This window comes from Flavobacterium sp. CF108 (genome assembly GCF_900129795.1).
GTDB lineage: Bacteria > Bacteroidota > Bacteroidia > Flavobacteriales > Flavobacteriaceae > Flavobacterium.
Window position 1 is genome coordinate 350,207 of the sequence record NZ_FQWW01000007.1, and the last position, 18,846, is coordinate 369,052.

The window sequence follows — 18,846 nt, forward strand, 5'->3', positions numbered from 1 at the left end:
ATAAAAAACATGAAAAAGATACTATTAGTACTCTGCATTATGGGGTTATGTTCTGGGGAAATTCAGGCTCAGGCCAAGCAGAGAAAGATGCTGCTGCTGCAGATAGCAGCACTGCAGACTTATATTGGTTATGCTAAAAAAGGATATACAGTTGTCAAAAACGGACTGAATTTTATAGGAGATGTAAAAAATGGAGAGGTCAGTCTTCATGGAGATTATTTTAGTTCACTTAAAAAAGTGAATCCAAAGGTGAGAAATTATCTTAAATCTGCGGAGATTATTTCTTTACAGATTAAAATCTTAAAAGTTCATAAAAAGACTTTAGAACATCTAAGTCATGATGACTTATTCCATGGGGATGAGCTGGATTATATAGAGAAAACTTTTAGGCATTTAATTGATAACTGTAATGAAACGCTTGACCAGCTGTTAATAATTTCAACCGATACCAAACTTGAAATGAAAGATGATGAGAGGATAGAACGTATTGACGACTTGCATAAAACAATGATGGAAGATTATTCTTTCTGCGAAAATTTTAGCCGGGAGATAAAAATATTGTCATTGTCAAAAGCTAAAGATAAAAATGATGTCAAACAAAGCCAGCTTTTACTGGGATTATAAAGTAATTAATCATGAAAAAGTTAGTATTAATTTTTGTATTGTCTTTGCTGTTATGCTTCCCGTTTAAAACGCGGGCGCAGTCTCAGGAAATCCAGCAGCTGATTTTGAATATCGAAAAGCTCTCTCAGTTTAAGAAGATCCTGAGTGATATGAAAAAAGGCTATGATATTTTAAATGGCGGATACAAAGTAGTAAAAGACCTGTCCGAGGGAAATTTTTCTCTTCATAAAACTTTTCTCGATGCCTTGATGCAGGTAAGTCCAGTGGTTAAAAATTATAAAAGGGTTGGAGATATCGTTAAATATCAACTACTTCTTATGAAGGAAAGTAAAATTGCTTTGAATCGCTTTAATAAAAGCGAGAGTTTTACAGTCCAGGAAATTAACTACTTTGAAAAGATATATTCCAACTTGTCAAGGCAAAGCCTTAGAAATCTTGACGAGCTCATTACAATAGTTACGGCCGACAAACTAAGAATGTCGGACGATGAAAGATTGGAGGCCATTGACAAAATATATCTTGATATGCAGGAGAAAGTATTGTTTCTTAAAGCTTTTAATTCTTCATCCAATGTTCTGGCGCTACAGCGTGCTAAGGAGAAAAGTGATGTAACTGCACTACGTCATACTTACGAGATAAAAAACTAATTCTTGTCAATATGGTAAATCTAAATAAGAGGACTGCTTTTGCAGTCCTGGCATCACTTATACCTTTTTTAAGCCATGCGCAGGGAATCGGAGGCGAGATCGGAAGTCTGCATAGTGTGCTGGAACAGCTTTATGATGAGATGATGCCTTTGTGCAGTAACCTGATTGGAGTAGGGCAGGGTATAGCCGGATTTGCAACGATTTGGTATATAGCCTCACGAGTCTGGCGACATATTGCTAATGCGGAGCCGATTGATTTTTACCCGCTTTTCAGACCCTTTGTGATTGGCTTCTGCATCATGATTTTTCCATCAGTTCTTTATTTGATCAATGGGGTTATGAAACCGACAGTTACGGCTACAGGGGCTATGGTAGAAGGATCCAATAAGGCAATTGAAGTTCTTTTAAAGGAGAAAGAAAAAGCAGTAAAAGAAAGCGATCCATGGAAGATGTATGTCGGTGTTTTAGGAACAGGTGACAGGGACAGATGGTACAAGTATACACATAATGATTCCGATCCCGCCGATGAAGGTATGCTGGAAGGAATAGGGAATGATGTCAAATTTGCAATGGAGAAGGCTTCGTATAGTTTTAGAAATTCTGTCAAGGAATGGGTGAGCGAAGTTCTGAGAATTCTCTTCGAGGCCTCTTCATTGTGTATTGATACGCTTAGGACTTTTCAATTGGTAGTGCTCTCAATATTGGGACCTTTGGTTTTTGGAATTGCAGTTTTTGACGGTTTTCAACATACCCTTACTGTTTGGCTGGCCAGGTACATCAATATTTATTTGTGGCTTCCCGTTGCCAACATTTTTGGAAGTATTATAGGTAAAATCCAAGAGCAGATGCTCAAATTGGATATCACGCAGATCAATACTTCGGGAGATACATTTTTCAGCAGGACTGACATGGGATATCTCATTTTTATGATCATTGGAATTGTAGGCTATTTTACAGTACCGTCTGTTGCTAACTATATTGTGCATGCCGGCGGAGGTGGAGCGCTTGGGCAGAAAGTGACCAGCATTTTTGGAAACTCAGCTACTTCTATAATTACAAGAACATCGGGTGGGGCGGGGATGGTAATGGATGTAATGGGTGATGCTGACAGCAGAATGACAAAGAGTATGGCTGCAACGGCAGGTAGCAATCCATATTTTGTAGAAAAGGGAAACTACATGAGTGACAAGCTCAAGGGAAATTCTAAATAATTTAAATCAGAAATAATCATGTTTACCAAGATGAAAAATATTGACACAGCATTCCGCTATATCAGGGGATTTACAATGCTTGTAATTGTCAGCTGTATTATTATCTGCTGTTACACACTTTATAAAAGTTTTACAACTGTTACCCTGATGCAGGACAGGGTTTACATCTTGGTAAATGGGAAAGCTTTGGAGGCTTATTCCTCGGAAAGAAAAGATAATGTGCCTGTTGAGGCAAGGGATCATGTAAAAACATTTCACTTATTTTTCTTTACCCTCGACCCCGATGATAAAGTTATCAAGACCAATGTAACTAAGGCTCTTTATCTGGCGGATGATTCTGCAAAAAGAGTGTATGATGATCTTAAGGAAAATGGTTATTACTCAGGTATTATCTCCGGGAATATCAGCCAGACCATTTCAATTGACAGCATCAATATTGATACTAATGAATACCCCTATCATTTTAAATGCTATGCAAAGCAAAACATCATAAGGACTACCAGTATTTTAAATCGAAACCTAGTTACGGAAGGAACACTCAGAAATGTTTCCAGAAGCGATAATAACCCTCATGGTTTTTTGATAGAACGCTGGAATACTATTGAGAACAAAGATTTAGGAGTTGAAAACAGGAAATAATGCAACTATTTAGAAAAAATAGAGAGATTCGAATAAGTCCAAAATATTATCTGCTTCTGCAGGATAAGTGGGCAAAAAAAATGAGCGTATTGACTTCGGATTTATCAAAGCAAAGTCTTGTCTTTTATTTGATCCTATTTATACTTATCACCGGAGGTATTAGTCTTTATAATGTCTACAGTGGTTTCTCTTCCAAAGAATACAAGCAGACAGGTATTGGAATTAGAATTAATTTCAAGTCTTTAATTGTGCCCAAGCCCTCATTGAATAGAGCAAATGAAACTCTGTTGCCAAAAGAAAAATTTGAAAATATTACAAGCTTCAGCATCTATTTAGACAGTCTTAAAGAGTCAGAAGGAGGAAGAAAAATTTACGACAGTATTAAGAATTACAGACCTGGTCTTTTGGACAGCCTGATATTTATTGAAAATTATTATAAAATGAATTAAAAAAAAATAAACACATGGAAAAGAAAACAATAACAATCAAAGAGCTTAAACAGCGCAAAATGCTACTTGTGCTGCCTATCTTAATACTCCCGTTTTTAACGATGTTATTTTGGACATTAGGTGGAGGCAAAGGTACTGCTGCTGTTAATATAACAGAGGATAAAAGAGGTTTTAATATCGCTCTTCCTGATCCTAAATTCAAGGAAGATTCGTCGTTGGATAAAATGAGCTATTATGATCAGGCAGCAATTGATTCTCTAAAACTACAAGAGCAGATCAAAAAAGATCCAAATTATTCAATAACTGGATTTTCTCATGATTCTTTATTGGTTTCAAACGAATTGGAAATAGATCCTGGAATGTTTAGAAAAGGAAAAACAGCTTTAAACACAAGTTCTCTAAGGGGTGAGACTGAACAGAAAATGTATCAAAAATTAGAAGCGCTTCAAAAGGCAATTACTGAGCCTCCAAAACTCATAGATACTGATCAGGACATGAGAGAATTTGAATATAGAAATTCTACCGATACTGCATCACAAGAGATGAAAAGTTTAGAACAGGTGATGTCTGTAATGAATGCACCTTCAGAACCGGATCCTGAACTCAAACAGCTCGGAGGAATGCTGGAGAATATTCTTGATATTCAGCATCCTGAGCGTGTACAGCAGAGATTAAGGCAAACCTCAAAAAGTCAAAAGGGAAAAGTGTTTGCTGTCAATAAAAAGGTAGAGGAAGAGCATATTACCTCACTACAAGGTACAGGTATAAATCACCCAGCCACACTAAAAGCTAATTCTTTTTATTCTTTAGAGGATACCGGTGTAAATGATGAGATTCAAAATGCACTGGAAGCGGTGGTTCATGAAACGCAGTCTATTATTAACGGCTCCATAGTAAAGCTCAGATTAACGTGCGATGTATTTATTAATGGGACCCTGATTCCAAAAAATAGTTTTGTTTTTGGAACAGCTACTTTAAAAGGGGAGAGGCTGGAAGTTAAGATCAGCTCAATAAAATTTAAGAATTCGATTTTTCCTGTTGAACTCTCTGTTTATGATATGGATGGCATTAGTGGTATCTATATTCCCGGAGCTATAAACAGAGATGTTGCAAAAGCCTCGGCAGACCGTTCTATGCAGAGTATTGGTATTGAAGGATTGAATGATTCATGGGGCGCACAGGCGGCAACAATGGGTGTTGAAGCTGCCAAAACCCTTCTGAGTAAAAAAGTAAAATTAATAAAGGTGGCTGTAAAAGCAGGCTATCAGGTATTACTTTATGATGAGAAAGAAAAAAATGCCAAATAACACTAAAATATTTAAAAGATGAAAAATATTAAATCATGGTTAACCATTGGAATTTTTATAATTACTATTGCTGTATCTGCTCAGGATAATCAAAGCATTAAAGCTAATAATGTGCAGTTAAGTTACGCTAAAACCACTAGTATTGTATTTCCATACGCTGTCAAAAGTGTGGATCGAGGTAGTCAGGATATTTTGGTTCAAAAAGCAAAAGGAGTAGAAAATATATTGTTATTAAAGGCTGGCAAACAAAACTTTACACAGACTAACCTGACTGTTGTTACTTCAGATGGAAAGCTCTACAGTTTCGTTTTAAATTTTGATGAGCTGTGTCCCACTTTAAATTTAACACTAGAACTCGGTCCGAACTTAGATAGAGATGTACTTTTTTCTGCAGAGCATAAAAACCAAAGAGAAATTCAGCAATATTCCCAGCTGGCATTGTCAAAGAAAAAAAAAGTGTCAGGACTCGGTGCAAGCAAGTTTTCTCTAAAGCTCAGGGTAAATGGGATATTCATACATCAGGATGTAATGTATTTCAGAGTACTGATTGGAAATAATTCAAGAATTAATTATGATGTAGACCAGCTGCGTTTTTTTATCAGGGATCAAAAAAAATCAAAACGTACAGCCTCACAGGAATTGGAAATACTGCCACTTTCTGCAACTTCAAATATTTCTAAAATCTCAGATAATTCGGAGTTAACTCTTGTTTTTGCAATACCAAAATTCACTATTCCGGAGAAAAAACTTTTTACACTTCAGTTAATTGAGAAAAACGGAGGCAGGCATCTGGAATTAAATATCAAAAACAGTGATCTGACTCGTTTGGAAATATTGTCAAACTTATAATCAAATACTAATTTAAAATTAAAGATCATGAACGAGAAAAATGTAGAGTACTTGAAAGATCAGTTGAAATATACTGGATTTGGCGACGGATTGGAAAATGCACTTGTAGAGAATATCCAAAAAGGAAGCCCTGAATTTAAATTGGATCACGAAACCAAATATGGAACTGATACTGTTTTAACTTCATTAAACTTCAAAAAGTCAGAGCAGAGTGATATGTACTTTTTTAATTCATATGATATGGATGTCCAAAAGCAAGGACGCCCAGTTGAATTTTCGCAGACATTTTATATTAATAGGGATAATAATATAACAGCGAAGGAAGCCTATAATTTAATGGAAGGCAGGGCAGTTAACAAGGATCTCAAAAATAAAGAAGGAGAAGTGTACAATGTCTGGCTTAAGTACGACTATAAAGAAGCAGACGATAAAGGCAATTTCAAACTTAATCATTACCATCAAAATTATGGCTACGATCTGGAAGCCAGTCTTTCAAAGCATTCAATTAAAGAACTGGAGACCCCAAAGTACAAGGAAGATCTTATGAACTCACTCAAAAAAGGTAACATTCAATCCGTTACGTTTGTCATCGCTGGGGAAGAAAGAAAACAGTTTGTTGAAGCAAATCCGCAGTTCAAAACAATTAATGTATACGATAGTGCAATGCAGAGAATTAATGACCGTGAGAGTAAAGATCAGAAGCAGAACCAGACGCAGGCTAAAACTGAAAGTAAGGAAGCAAAGCAGAATCAGGATGCGGATGCTGATTCAAGTCCGAAAAAAAACGCTAAAAAAAAGAAGCAGGGTAATTCAATTTAAATGTTATGGATAATTTAAAACCCTTATCGGATTTCTTTACAGCAATTGAGAATGATTTTAGGATCAGTACAACGCATATTGCTATGTATGCCGCTTTGCTGCATTGTAGGGTAGATAAGGGTTTTGCTAATCCAATACAAATATTTAGAAGAGAATTGACTCCAATTGCCAAAATTTCTTCACTGTATACTTATCATAAATGTATTCAGGAATTAAGTGATTATGGTTATATTAAATACGAACCGTCCTTCAAGAAAACCCAAGGCAGCAAGGTCTATTTTGTAGATTAAAATCAAATAATAATTAATATTTTGAATTATGAGACATTTTACATTTGATCAGTTACCTGAAGCAGTATCTCATTTATATGAAAAATTGGATAATATAGAAAAGTTTCTAGAACATTTGTCTAATGAATCTATTCAGAAAGAGGAGCTTATGACTATTTCAGCCGCTTCAAAAATGCTAAATCTTTCCGTTGCTACAATTTACAGCAAGGTATGTCGAAGAGAAATACCAGTTAACAAACAAGGCAAACAATTGTATTTTTATAAATCGGAACTCCAGGAATGGATAAAATCAGGCAGGGTAAAGACTAGCCTTGAAATCGCAAAAGAAGTTAAATTAAATCCTCATTCAAAATTAAAACTCTAATTTTTTTGTCTGTGAAATTGTTACAATTTGTGCCATTAACATTATCTTTTTGGCAAAATCAATATCAATTAATTTTTATCTTTGATTTCGAATTAATCATTTATAATTTAAAAATATTTGCAATGGATAAAGCTATAAAACTAAAAGTTCGCAAGGAATTAGATGCTAGACAACAGTTGAATATAATTAAATTAAAAGGTAGTCTGATCTCTAAGGGCTACACCGAAATTATACATATTCTGGATCAGGATGAAGACTTTCATATCAATTCTTTTGAAACTCCATCAGAAACGAATAATGAAGTCCAGGAATTTATTAAAGCTTTCATTACCAAAGAAGACCTAACGGATACTGTCGCACTTTTCAAATAAAGAGGTTATTAACTCTGATTTGTTAGTAGAGGTTTATTCTCTCAGAAGCTTCTCTTTTTCTTTCGTCAACAATTTTTGTATAGACCTGGGTAGTCTGGATGCTTTTATGTCCAAGCATTTTAGACAGAGTATATATATCTGTACCCGAATATAACTGCAGTGTCGCATATGTATGTCTGAAGCAATGAAAAGTAATGTGCTTTGAAATACCAGCTTCCTTAATCCAATTAGGTATAGTACGGTCAAAATCCCATTTTTTCAAATCTTTAAATACAGGTTCATTTCCAGGTTGAGGCTCTCCAAGAAGCTCATAGGCTTGCTTTGGTATTGGAAGGGTTTCCTGTCCATCGGTTTTTTTCTGTTTAAATCGAATAAAAAAACCGTATCCCTCCATAAATTGGATTTCTGACCATTGCAGTTTTGAAATATCGGAGTATCTAAGTCCTGTTAAGATTGAAAACAGGCTTACTAATTTTACAATTGGATCCTTGCAGTCTGTATTAAAGAGCTTTCTGGCTTCCTCAATAGTCAGAAAATTTTTTTGTGACTCTTTTTCAGTAATACCGACAACGGCGGCGTTAATATCGGATCTTAATTTTCCTTCCTTGTAAGCATTTTTCAGTGTTGCTTTAACCTTATTGAAATAGCTGAGTGCAGAATTGTTGGATAATTTTTTCCCATGATTTCTTTTGCTTTGGGCTCTTAGCAGATATAGGCGAAAGTCTTCAATCAACTGGATTGTAATTTCAGAAAATGTGATATCATTGTTATTTAGGAAATCTGAAAAATATCCAATTGAGATAATCCATATCTGATAATTATTACCATTTCTTTTCTCTGCTTCTTTTTTAAAATAGTCAAGAAAAGATTCTGCGGCTATTTCCTGCATCAATAGCTGTTCTTTTTCAAATTCACTATAAATATTATCTTTATTAAGTTCTGTTTGTCTTCTAATTTTTATCAGTCCGGCAATTCTTAGTGTTTCTTCATTTGACATTTTTTCAACTGCACTTTTTGGCTTATCATATAAGTAAAGTTTTAAAAACTCACGCCTGGTTAGCTGATTAGTCTGACCATGTTTAATAGGAGGATAGAAATCCAGGTATAGAGATTTTCTGCCTTTTGATATGGCCTTTTTTCTAAGTGTTATATTAATTTTTTGTACCACGATAACTACTTTTTAAATATTGTTTCAATATCCGCTTTAGCAACATAAGTGAATTTCCCCTTGGTAAACTTGTGAATGTTGTTTCGCTTGATGATGTTATAAAGGGCGCCACTTGAAATATTAAATTTCTGCTGAATCTCTGTTATAGTATAACAGTCTGATATCTCTGTATTTTTTTTCTTTTCTTTTGGGCGTATTACAATTTCATAATTAGGTTCGATAATCTGAAATAGCGCGTCTAATTCAGATCTCTTAATTACTGTCATCCGCTGGGAGAAATTATAAGCAATAATTTTGTTCTCGTTAATTAAGCGGTAAATAGTCTTTGGTGCAAAACCAAGCAGTAAAGCCACTTCCTTTACAGTTAAAAATTCTTTGTCTTTAAGATCAAGTATTGGCTTGCTTCTAATAGTTGTTGTTTCAAGATTACTGCTAGCTATTTTCTGTTGCCTGGTTCTTCTTTTGTACGCTTTACTGCTGCATGTTAGAGAACAAAATTTTGTCTTTGTTGTTTTTGCTGTAAATTCTTTTTCGCAAAATTGACAGATTCTGGTCACTTGTATATTTGAACTCATCTCTTTTATAATTTGCCCCAATATTTTCTCAATAAGAGTATATAAGTTCCTTTAAGGGAACTTAAGGGACATAATTTGTCCAAATTTCATATTGATCGTAACGAATTGATTTTGAGGTACAATTGAGATACAAAAATATGCAAAAAATAGTATTTCCTCCAAATAGAAAACCGCATAAAAAAATGCTATAATGTTTATTTATAGTATTTTAACGTTTTATTTAGTAATGTGTTTTGTGTTGTTTTACAGTCTTATTTTCCGATGCAGAAATTAGCAAAAATATTTCCCAGTAATTCATCATTTGAAACCTGACCTGTAATAAGTCCAAATTGATATAAAGCCTCACGGATATCAAGCGCAATTAAATCACTTGAAAGATTTGTTTCAAGACCGAATTTTACTTTTTGTATTTCATCTAAAGCTTTTAATAAAGAATCATAATGTCTTGTATTTGTGACAATAGTTTCGTTGTTACGTAAAGCTCCAGTATTTACAAAAGACAGTAATTTGTCTTTCAATTCCTCAACGCCAATTTTCTCTTTTGCAGAAATTTTTAAAAGTGTTAATTCTAAAGTTTCGAGTTTTTTATTGATTAAATCAATTTCATTTTCGCTCAATAAATCAACCTTATTTATAACAACCAAAATTGGTTTTAGAGGATATTTATTTTTAACTTTTTCAATTTCGACAATATAATCAGAACCTGAAACCTGAAACTTGAAACCATCAAACAAGAAAATTACAACCTGTGCCTGTTCAATTTTTTCGAAAGTTTTTTTGATTCCGATGCTTTCTACAACATCTTTAGTTTCACGGATTCCGGCTGTATCGATGAATCTAAAACCAACTCCGCCAATTACCAATTCATCTTCAATAGTATCACGGGTTGTTCCGGCTATGTCTGACACGATGGCGCGTTCTTCATTTAATAATGCATTTAATAAAGTCGATTTACCAACATTTGGTTCACCAACAATCGCAACTGGAATTCCGTTTTTAATAACATTTCCAACTGCAAACGAATCGATTAATCGTTTTAAAACAAATTCAATTCGGTTTAATAATTCATGAAATTGTGTTCTGTCTGCAAATTCTACGTCTTCTTCAGCAAAGTCAAGTTCTAATTCAATTAAAGAAGCAAAATTCAAAAGCTCTTCACGTAATTTAGCAATTTCATTACTGAAACCACCGCGCATTTGCTGCATGGCAATTTGGTGAGATGCTTCATTATCAGATGAAATTAAATCGGCAACGGCTTCTGCCTGTGATAAATCCAGTTTTCCGTTTAAAAAAGCTCTTAACGTAAATTCTCCTGCATCAGCCATTCGGCAGCCTTTTCGCAATAATAACTGAATAATCTGCTGTTGAATATAAGTAGATCCGTGGCAGGAAATTTCAATAGTATCTTCGCCTGTATACGAATTTGGTCCTTTAAAAACAGAAACTAAAACTTCATCAAGCGTTTTTTCATTATCTACAATATGACCCAAATGCAACGTATGTGTTTTTTGCTTCGTTAAGTCTTTATTTTTTATGGATTTAAAAACAGAATTTCCTATTGAAATAGCTTCAGCGCCTGAAATACGAATGATAGCAATAGCTCCGGCTCCAGATGGAGTCGCTAATGCCACTATAGAATCTTGATTTATCATGGTGCAAAGGTAAGAAAAAAGCAGAAATTTCTAAAGTCTTAATCACAGGTTAGTTATCTTGTAAAAAGGTTGAAAATGGTAATTATTTAAGAAATCATTAACTGTTAAATTCCTGATAATTATCAGGCTGTTTTGCATTTAGAATGATTAAATTTGAGTAACAAACCTATAATCTGAAATAAAATGAAAAAGATATTATTCCCTACCGATTTTTCTGAAGCAGCTACAAATGCGTTTGTACATGCTTTAGAATTTGCCAAAGTTGTGAAAGCCGAACTTATTTTATTGCATACATTTGAGATTCCGGTTTATGACAGCCAGTTTTTTCCAGAAAATTATGCATCGATATACAGTTCTATAGAATTGGCAAAATTTGAAATGTTTAAGGATGAAATCCCAAAACTTCGGGCAATTGCAGCCGAGCGTAATCTTGATAGCATCGTAATAAAACACCGACTGATGGATGGTGATTTGATTTACAACCTGAAAAATGCCGTTGAAGAAGATGAAATTGATTTTGTAATAATGGGAACCACAGGTGTTTCTGACTGGACAAAATTCTTTACCGGATCAAATACTAATTCGGTAATTTCAGAAGTAAAAGTTCCGGTTTTATGTGTTCCTATTGATGCTAAATTCAGGAAAATCAAAACAATTGGTTTTACAACAAGATATCGTGAAAAAGATAAAGCGGAACTTAGAAAAGTTCTTAAAATTGCGAAGAAAACTGATGCAAAAGTAAAAAGCTTGTACGTTAGATCTTCAAGCACAGATGTTTCGGATATGACTATTAAAGAATGGCAGACTGAATTTGCCAACGAAAATGTAGAATTCCTGGTGTTGCCAAGTGACGAAGTAAAAGAAACAATTCTTGATTTTGTGCTTTTTAAAGACATCGATATCTTAACTACAATTACGCATAAACGATCTTTTTTTGAATCTATTTTTGATTCAAGTTTTAGTCAAAAAATCACAAAAGAAGTTTCTATTCCAGTATTGATAATGCATGAGAATTAAAATTCTACTTTAAATGTATAGCTTTTTTGTAAGTGTAAAACCTATATTTGTATTTCATTAAATTTAAAAAATGGAAGCATATTTAAGCAAGGTCGAGCATTATTCAAAAGTTTTTAATCAAACCAGCAAAAGGTACAACAGCATAAGTCTCTTACGACTTTTAAGCATATTTTTTTGTTTGTTTATGTTGTTTTATTACATCAAAACTAATGAAATTGGATATGCCGTAACTGCTTTTTTATCTTTTGCCGGTTTTCTTTTTTTAATGCGAATCCATTCGAAATTGTCTTTTAAAAGAGAATTGACAAAAGCTATTTTAAAAATTAATGAAGATGAAATATCGTATTTAAAAAGAGAAAAGCTTCCGTTTGAAAACGGATTTGAATTCAACGATTTTCATCATCCTTATGCTTATGATCTGGATATTTTTGGAGAACATTCTTTATTCCAGAATTTAAACAGAACTGCTGTTTTTATAGGTAAAAAAACATTAGCAGATAAATTATTAAGCTTATCATCTAATGAAGTTATTCTTGAAAATCAGGAAGCAATAAATGAATTAAAATCCAAAATAGACTGGCGTCAGGATTTTGAAGCTCTTGCTATTGTCAGTACTGACAGTAAAAGTTCTTATGATTCATTAATTCATTGGATTTCATTTAAAAATAATTCTTTATCTAAAGTTTTAGTTTCATTTTCGATTATTCTTCCGGCACTCTTTTTTGGTTTTGTCATTGCTTATTTTATTACTTCAAAAGCCATACTTTTATCTTACGCGACTTATGTTTTTATTTTCAATTTGATTGTTTTAGGAAGATCATTAAAACGAATTCAATCTGAAATTGCCAAAGCAGATAATATTGATAAAACTATTAAGCATTATAGTTTATTAGTGCAAAAGATAGAATTGGAAAAATTTGAATCAAAAAAACTAATTGCATTACAAAAACAGTTAGTTTCTAAAAATGTATCGGCGAGTTCTCATTTAAAACAATTGTCAGAGTTGTTTTCGAGAATGGATACGATCAATAATTTTGTTACTGCGATTGTTTTTAACGGATCATTTCTATTTAATCTGCATGTTTTAAAAGCGCTTTTAAAATGGAAAGAAGATTATGCGCATGAACTAGAGAACTGGATTAACATTATTGGTGAATTTGAAGCCTTAAATAGTTTTGCAAATTTAGCGTTCAACAATGAAGATTTTGTTTTTCCGGAAATCAATTCAGAATATAAAATTGGGTTTGAAAATTTAGGTCATCCGTTATTAAATCCAGCGACCAGAGTAGGGAATGATACTCATTTTTATCCGGAATCTTTTATGATTTTAACCGGGTCTAATATGTCTGGAAAAAGTACTTTTTTAAGAAGTTTAGGAATCAATATGGTTCTTGGCGGAATTGGTTCAGTTGTTTGCGCTTCAAAAGCTAATATTCATCCACTTCCAGTATTGGTTTCAATGCGATTATCGGATTCTTTGGCAGACAGCGAATCGTATTTCTTTGCAGAAATTAAGCGTTTGAAACAAATTATGGATGCCCTGGAAGAAGGACCTGCCTTTGTTTTATTAGATGAAATTTTAAGAGGAACAAATTCTGATGATAAACGTAACGGAACTATTGAAGTAGTTAAAAAAGTAATTGCAAAAAAAGCAATTGGTGCCATTGCAACACACGATATTGAAGTCTGCTTAACAACTAACGAATATCCTGATACTTTAACTAATCAATGTTTTGAAGTCGAAATTCAAAATAACGAACTGCATTTTGATTATAAACTCCGCAGCGGAATCTGTAAAAATAAAAGCGCGACTTTTTTAATGCAGAAGATGGGAGTGATTTAGAATTTTAGATTTTAGAATGTAGATTTTAGATTCCGAGCTGGGTGTTTTTTTAACGCAAAGCACGCTAAGGTTTTTTTAATGTAAGGTTTTATAAAAAACAAAGTTCGCAAAGCTTGATCAGTACAAAGCTTTGCGAACTTTGCGTATTGTAGATACAATCTATTGTAAAAAATCTTAGCGTGCTTTGCGTTAAAATTGCACATCAAGATTGCAACTTGAAACCTCAAACCTGAAACAAAAAATTTACTTATAAAAATGCCTGACGATTATTAATATTCGTCAGGCATTTTTTTTTACAATTTTCGGTCAGTTTTTACTTTATTTTCAAAATATCTTTAAAATTAAACTCAATTTTTTAGATCTATTTTTTTAAAATTGGCATAAAAAGCAACTTTTTTACCCCATCAAAACCTTATCAAATTATCATAAAAGTTACTAAAAGCGTGATAAAAGTCAAAATGACAATAACTAACTAAAAACCAGTATTTACTGAGTATTGTGTTTTATTTTAGCAATAAATTAACGATTTATTAAAAATAAATTTTACTAAAACGTTTTTGTAAGTTTCGTTTGTTATATTTGCGATGTACTAAAATATACAACAATAAATATAATACTTGATGAAAAAGATTACAATTAGAGATATTGCTAAACAGGCAGAAGTATCTATTTCTACAGTGTCTTTTGTTATCAATGGAAAAGGCGAGAAAATGGCCATTAGTCCGGCTGTAATAAAAAAAGTTCAGGACGTTGCCCAAAAACTTCAGTATAAACCAAGCATGATTGCCAGCAGTTTACGAACTGGAAAAACAAGATCGATTGGGCTTATTGTGGAGGATATTTCGAACCAATTTTTTGCAGATTTGGCACGAGTAATTGAGGATGAAGCAAAAAATATTGATTACAGGGTTTTTTATTGCAGTACGGGTGATGATAATGATCGTTCTGAAGAATTGATTCAAAGTCTTCTGCAGGCAAATGTTGAAGGTTTTATTATTACACCAACCAGAAATTTAGAGAAAACAATTGGCATGCTTTTAAAAATGCAAAAACCGGTTGTATTGATCGATAGGTATTTTGCCAATCAAAAAGTAAGTCACGTTTTGATGGATAATTATGAAGGCTCTTATTCTGCAGTGAAATATTTGATTGAAAAAGGCAGAAAAAATATAGCCGTTGTAAATAATAAATCTGGAATGATCCAGATGAAATTAAGGGAAAAAGGATATATAGAAGCGTTAAAAGAAGAAGGAATTTATAATGAGAATTATACGTTGCAATTAGATTATCACTCGAGTGAAAAAAATAGAATTGATGCGATTATAAGTTTTTTTAAACAAAATCCAGAGATTGATGCTGTATTATTTTTGGCCAACTATCTTGGACTTGCGGGACTTCAGGCTTTTAGGAGTTTAAAATACAAAATTCCAGAAGATATAGCCGTTATCAGTTTTGATGATCATGATAGTTTCAAACTGCATACACCTACGATCTCGGTAGTAGCTCAGCCCATTGAAGATATAGCAGTTAAATCAATACAACTGCTCATGAGCCAGATGACAAATTTTGATGATTTTAAAATAGAAAAAATCCTCAAAAAAGGAAGATTGATTGTAAGAGAATCAGTTTAACATAAATTAAAAATGATCAAAAAAGTTTAGGCTTTTTTTTAATCATTTTACTAAATCGTTTTAGTGAAAATATTCCTAGATTTTACTGCTGTTACAGCTGATTTTCTGAGAAATATTTATATAGTAAAAACCTTGAAATAGCTGCGTTTTTTTGAATATTCATCGTACTATCAGCAAGGTCTTTTATCCAAAATTGAGTTCAAAATTTTATTAATTATTTAAAGCAAACAAAACAAAAACACAAACGAAACAAAACAAAACAAAATCCAAAACCAATAACCAAAAAGAATGCTTATGAAACGAATATTAGCAGTGTTAGCAATGGTATTGTTGAGCAGCTTAAGTGCCGCAGCGCAAAACCGATTAATAACAGGCATAGTAACAGATGCAGAGAACAAAGGAATTGTTGCCGCATCAATCGAGGTTCAAGGAAAACCATTTAGTGCAATTACAGACGCCGAAGGGCGCTTTAGAATGAATGTTCCTGAAGGTAAAGTTACCCTAAACGTATCTTCTATAGGGTTTGAGTCAAAGTCAGTAGTACTTCAGGAGAATGAAACAAGAGTTGCTGTTACTTTAACAGAAACTACACAAGAACTTAAAGATGTTGTAGTAACTTCTTTCGGGGTGAAAAAACAAAAGAAAAGTCTGGGTTATGCCGTTGGAGAACTTAAAGGCGACGACCTGACAAAAAATAAAGAAATTAACTTAGGAAATGCTTTGCAAGGTAAAATTGCAGGGGTAAACGTTTCTGCGCCGGTTACAGGACCATCTGGTTCAAGCCGTGTTGTTATTCGTGGAGCAACTTCTGCTTCTGGGCTTAACCAGCCATTGTATGTTGTAGACGGAATTCCAATTGACAATACACAGCAGGGAAATGCAGGAATGTGGGGAGGTGCCGACAAGGGAGACGGTATGTCTTCTTTCAATCCAGATGATATTGCTTCTATGTCAGTATTAAAAGGTAGTGCCGCTTCTGCTCTTTACGGGTACAGAGGATCAAATGGTGTTATCTTAATTACAACTAAAAAAGGTAAAAACAGAACAGGTGTAGGAGTTGATTTTAGCACAAATTCAACTTTTAATACTCCGGCGAGTCTTTTGAACTGGCAGGATCAATATGGGTCAGGAGCTCCAAATGCAAGTGGCGTTCCAACAAGATTTACCAATTTGCAGGAACTTAGAGATTCGTACTATTTTGCCTGGGGTGACAAATATGACGGAACTCCTTCTCTTGGTTTAGACGGTACAACCAGACCATATAAAGCATACGGAAAAGATAATGTTGAAAATTTCTACAGAACTGGGTATTCTTTCAGTAATACTTTAGCATTTTCTGGTGGAAATGAGACAACAAATTTCAGATTGTCATTCGGAAATACTAAAGATGAATCTATCATGCCTGGAACTACTTTTGGTAGAAATAACGTGGCTTTGAGTTTAAATTCATCTCCAAATAAAAGAATCACTGTAGAGACAAATGCACAATATATTTCTGAGAAAAGTCATAACAGACCTTATTTGAACGATTCACCAAGAAACCCGTCTTTCCCAACTACTTTCATGACACCAGCTACAGATATTAGATGGTTAAGTAATCCATACGATGCAAACGGCGGTGAAGAAGATTATTTAGGAGCAAACGTATATCATACAAATCCTTACTTTGCTGTAGATTCACCATTAAATGATGATCTTAGAAAGCGTTTTATTGGTTCTGCACAAGTAACTTACAATATTACGGATAAGATTTATGCAAAAGGTGTAATTGGAATTGATGATATCAATTATGAATATACTGAAATTGAGCCAACAGGAATTAATTACAGTCCTGGTGGATCTTATGAAAACAGAATAGAAAACCGTTCAGAAGTAAATGCTTCAGGATATTTAGGATACAAAGGAGATATCGTTAAAAATCTTTCATTGGATGCCTTTGTAGGAGCAAACCGTCAGGATAACAGATACAGCGGTATCAAAATGAAAGGAAATAATTTCATTGTTCCATTTGAATATTTCTATGCTAATACACAGCCGGACAGAACTGAAAAATTGTTTTCTGAAAGACAGGTAAACTCTCTTTTTTACTCGGCAGATTTAGGGTATAAAGATTTCTTATATCTTAGTTTAACAGGTCGTCAAGATTGGTTTTCAACTTTAAGTATAGAGGATAACAGTATTTTTTACCCTTCTGTAAGTACTAGTTTTATTTATTCTGAAGTTATTAATTTACCAGAATGGATGTCTTATGGTAAACTTAGAGCAGGATGGGGTAATGTAGGTGGCGGTTTGCAAGAAGCTTATGCCTTAACATTGACTTATACTACGCCAGACGGACAAACTGACTCATTAGGACAGCCAATTTTAGGTATTAATGGAGATGTAGTTCCAAACAAATACTTAAAACCTTATAATGTAAGTACTATCGAATTTGGTTTTGAAAATACATTCTTTAATAATAGAATAAGTACTGATTTGACATTCTATCAAAAGAAAACTACAAAAGATATCGCTGATGCAGATATTTCTATGGCTTCTGGTTTCAGAACAACAAAAATCAACGTTGGAGAAATTATGAATAAAGGGGTGGAGTTTGCTATTACAGCAAAAGCAATTAAAACACCAAATTTTTCATGGACTGTGGGTTATAATTTTGCTTATAACGATAGTGAGGTTGTCAGTCTTTCTGATAAAATTACAACAAAATCATTAGAAGGAAACAGAGACGGAAGAGCTTCTGTAGTTTTAGAAAAAGGACAGCCTTTTGGTATAATTAAAGCTTATGATTATTTAAGAGATGCAAGCGGAAATATTGTACTTGATACAAATGGTAAATTCATGAGAGGAAATTTAATCACTGCTGGACAAGGTGTTGCACCAACTTCAATGGGATTATCAAATGATTTCTCTTATAAAAACTTTACACTTTCGGTTTTTGTTGATGCTAAATTTGGAGGAGAAATCTATTCTGCTACAAACCAGTTAGGAGCTCGTTACGGATTATCTGAAATCACACTTCCAGGTCGTGAAGGCGGTGTGGCAGTAAGCGGAAAAGATGTAAACGGAAATGCAGTTAACACAACAGTTTCTGCATACGATTACTGGAGAAGTTATAGTGATGTAACGTCAAACTTTGTATACGATGCTGATTTTGTGAAACTAAGAGCGATTTCTTTTGCTTACAATTTCCCAAAAATGTTTTTACAAAAAACACCTTTTCAGTCTGTTAGTTTAGCATTTTCTGCTCATAATTTATGGACAATTTATGACAAAGTGCCAAATATTGATCCAGAGTCAAACTACTCTAATAGTAATGCACAAGGTATGGAGAGAGCTTCAATGCCATTGACAAGAAATTATGGTTTTGCTCTTAATGTCAAATTCTAATAT

The 18,846-nt window shown here is 33.6% G+C and carries 18 protein-coding genes; 15 read left to right on the forward strand and 3 right to left on the reverse strand.

Features of this window, described 5'->3' with window-relative positions; genetic code table 11:
- Positions 1-9 precede the first annotated feature (9 nt).
- The 11 genes from BUE10_RS19500 to BUE10_RS19550 all read left to right on the forward strand — a co-directional run bounded on the left by BUE10_RS19500 (position 10) and on the right by BUE10_RS19550 (position 7,570).
- A complete protein-coding gene (locus tag BUE10_RS19500; protein ID WP_073487842.1) occupies positions 10-624 on the forward strand; it encodes a hypothetical protein in 615 nt (204 codons plus the stop codon).
- Between the two features lie 11 nt (positions 625-635).
- Positions 636-1,271: a hypothetical protein gene (locus BUE10_RS19505; protein WP_073487845.1), complete on the forward strand. Its 636-nt coding sequence runs from the start codon at positions 636-638 to the stop codon at positions 1,269-1,271.
- 11 nt (positions 1,272-1,282) lie between these two features.
- Positions 1,283-2,482, forward strand: a complete 1,200-nt coding sequence (gene traJ / locus BUE10_RS19510) for a conjugative transposon protein TraJ (RefSeq protein WP_073487847.1) — start codon at positions 1,283-1,285, stop codon at positions 2,480-2,482.
- A gap of 30 nt (positions 2,483-2,512) precedes the next feature.
- Entirely contained in the window at positions 2,513-3,121 is a 609-nt protein-coding gene (traK, locus tag BUE10_RS19515; RefSeq protein ID WP_234984774.1) for a conjugative transposon protein TraK, read from the forward strand.
- The gene (locus BUE10_RS19520) at positions 3,121-3,570 is read left to right on the forward strand and encodes a hypothetical protein (RefSeq protein ID WP_073487853.1); all 450 of its coding nucleotides are present in this window, start codon (positions 3,121-3,123) and stop codon (positions 3,568-3,570) included. Before traK ends, BUE10_RS19520 begins: the two co-directional genes overlap by 1 nt.
- Positions 3,571-3,584: 14 nt before the next feature.
- The gene (gene traM / locus BUE10_RS19525; protein WP_073487855.1) at positions 3,585-4,877 is read left to right on the forward strand and encodes a conjugative transposon protein TraM; all 1,293 of its coding nucleotides are present in this window, start codon (positions 3,585-3,587) and stop codon (positions 4,875-4,877) included.
- An 18-nt stretch (positions 4,878-4,895) separates the two neighbouring features.
- Positions 4,896-5,726 carry a conjugative transposon protein TraN gene (traN, locus tag BUE10_RS19530; RefSeq protein WP_073487858.1) on the forward strand — a complete coding sequence of 277 codons (831 nt, stop codon included), beginning with the start codon at positions 4,896-4,898 and terminating at the stop codon, positions 5,724-5,726.
- A 27-nt stretch (positions 5,727-5,753) separates the two neighbouring features.
- The gene (locus tag BUE10_RS19535) at positions 5,754-6,545 is read left to right on the forward strand and encodes a hypothetical protein (protein WP_073487861.1); all 792 of its coding nucleotides are present in this window, start codon (positions 5,754-5,756) and stop codon (positions 6,543-6,545) included.
- A 5-nt stretch (positions 6,546-6,550) separates the two neighbouring features.
- Positions 6,551-6,835 (forward strand): hypothetical protein, encoded by a 285-nt coding sequence (locus BUE10_RS19540; RefSeq protein ID WP_073487864.1) that lies wholly within the window; start codon positions 6,551-6,553, stop codon positions 6,833-6,835.
- 28 nt (positions 6,836-6,863) lie between these two features.
- Positions 6,864-7,199, forward strand: a complete 336-nt coding sequence (locus BUE10_RS19545) for a helix-turn-helix domain-containing protein (RefSeq protein ID WP_073487867.1) — start codon at positions 6,864-6,866, stop codon at positions 7,197-7,199.
- 122 nt (positions 7,200-7,321) lie between these two features.
- Positions 7,322-7,570: a hypothetical protein gene (locus tag BUE10_RS19550; RefSeq protein ID WP_073488022.1), complete on the forward strand. Its 249-nt coding sequence runs from the start codon at positions 7,322-7,324 to the stop codon at positions 7,568-7,570.
- 22 nt (positions 7,571-7,592) lie between these two features.
- On the opposite strand, the gene BUE10_RS19555 is transcribed toward BUE10_RS19550, so the two are convergent.
- The 3 genes from BUE10_RS19555 to mnmE form a co-directional block, all read right to left on the reverse strand.
- Positions 7,593-8,738, reverse strand: coding sequence for a tyrosine-type recombinase/integrase (locus BUE10_RS19555; RefSeq protein ID WP_073487870.1), 1,146 nt, complete (start codon positions 8,736-8,738; stop codon positions 7,593-7,595).
- Between the two features lie 5 nt (positions 8,739-8,743).
- Positions 8,744-9,313, reverse strand: a complete 570-nt coding sequence (locus tag BUE10_RS19560) for a helix-turn-helix domain-containing protein (RefSeq protein ID WP_073487873.1) — start codon at positions 9,311-9,313, stop codon at positions 8,744-8,746.
- A gap of 251 nt (positions 9,314-9,564) precedes the next feature.
- Entirely contained in the window at positions 9,565-10,965 is a 1,401-nt protein-coding gene (gene mnmE, locus BUE10_RS19565; protein WP_073487876.1) for a tRNA uridine-5-carboxymethylaminomethyl(34) synthesis GTPase MnmE, read from the reverse strand.
- 183 nt (positions 10,966-11,148) lie between these two features.
- Here mnmE and BUE10_RS19570 point away from each other — a divergent pair, with 183 nt between their 5' ends.
- The 4 genes from BUE10_RS19570 to BUE10_RS19585 all read left to right on the forward strand — a co-directional run bounded on the left by BUE10_RS19570 (position 11,149) and on the right by BUE10_RS19585 (position 18,843).
- Positions 11,149-11,982, forward strand: coding sequence for a universal stress protein (locus BUE10_RS19570; RefSeq protein ID WP_073487879.1), 834 nt, complete (start codon positions 11,149-11,151; stop codon positions 11,980-11,982).
- A 70-nt stretch (positions 11,983-12,052) separates the two neighbouring features.
- On the forward strand, positions 12,053-13,825 hold the full coding sequence (locus BUE10_RS19575; RefSeq protein WP_073487882.1) for a MutS-related protein: 1,773 nt from the start codon (positions 12,053-12,055) through the stop codon (positions 13,823-13,825).
- A gap of 620 nt (positions 13,826-14,445) precedes the next feature.
- On the forward strand, positions 14,446-15,456 hold the full coding sequence (locus BUE10_RS19580) for a LacI family DNA-binding transcriptional regulator (protein WP_073488025.1): 1,011 nt from the start codon (positions 14,446-14,448) through the stop codon (positions 15,454-15,456).
- 294 nt (positions 15,457-15,750) lie between these two features.
- Positions 15,751-18,843 carry a SusC/RagA family TonB-linked outer membrane protein gene (locus BUE10_RS19585; RefSeq protein ID WP_073488028.1) on the forward strand — a complete coding sequence of 1,031 codons (3,093 nt, stop codon included), beginning with the start codon at positions 15,751-15,753 and terminating at the stop codon, positions 18,841-18,843.
- Positions 18,844-18,846 lie beyond the last annotated feature (3 nt).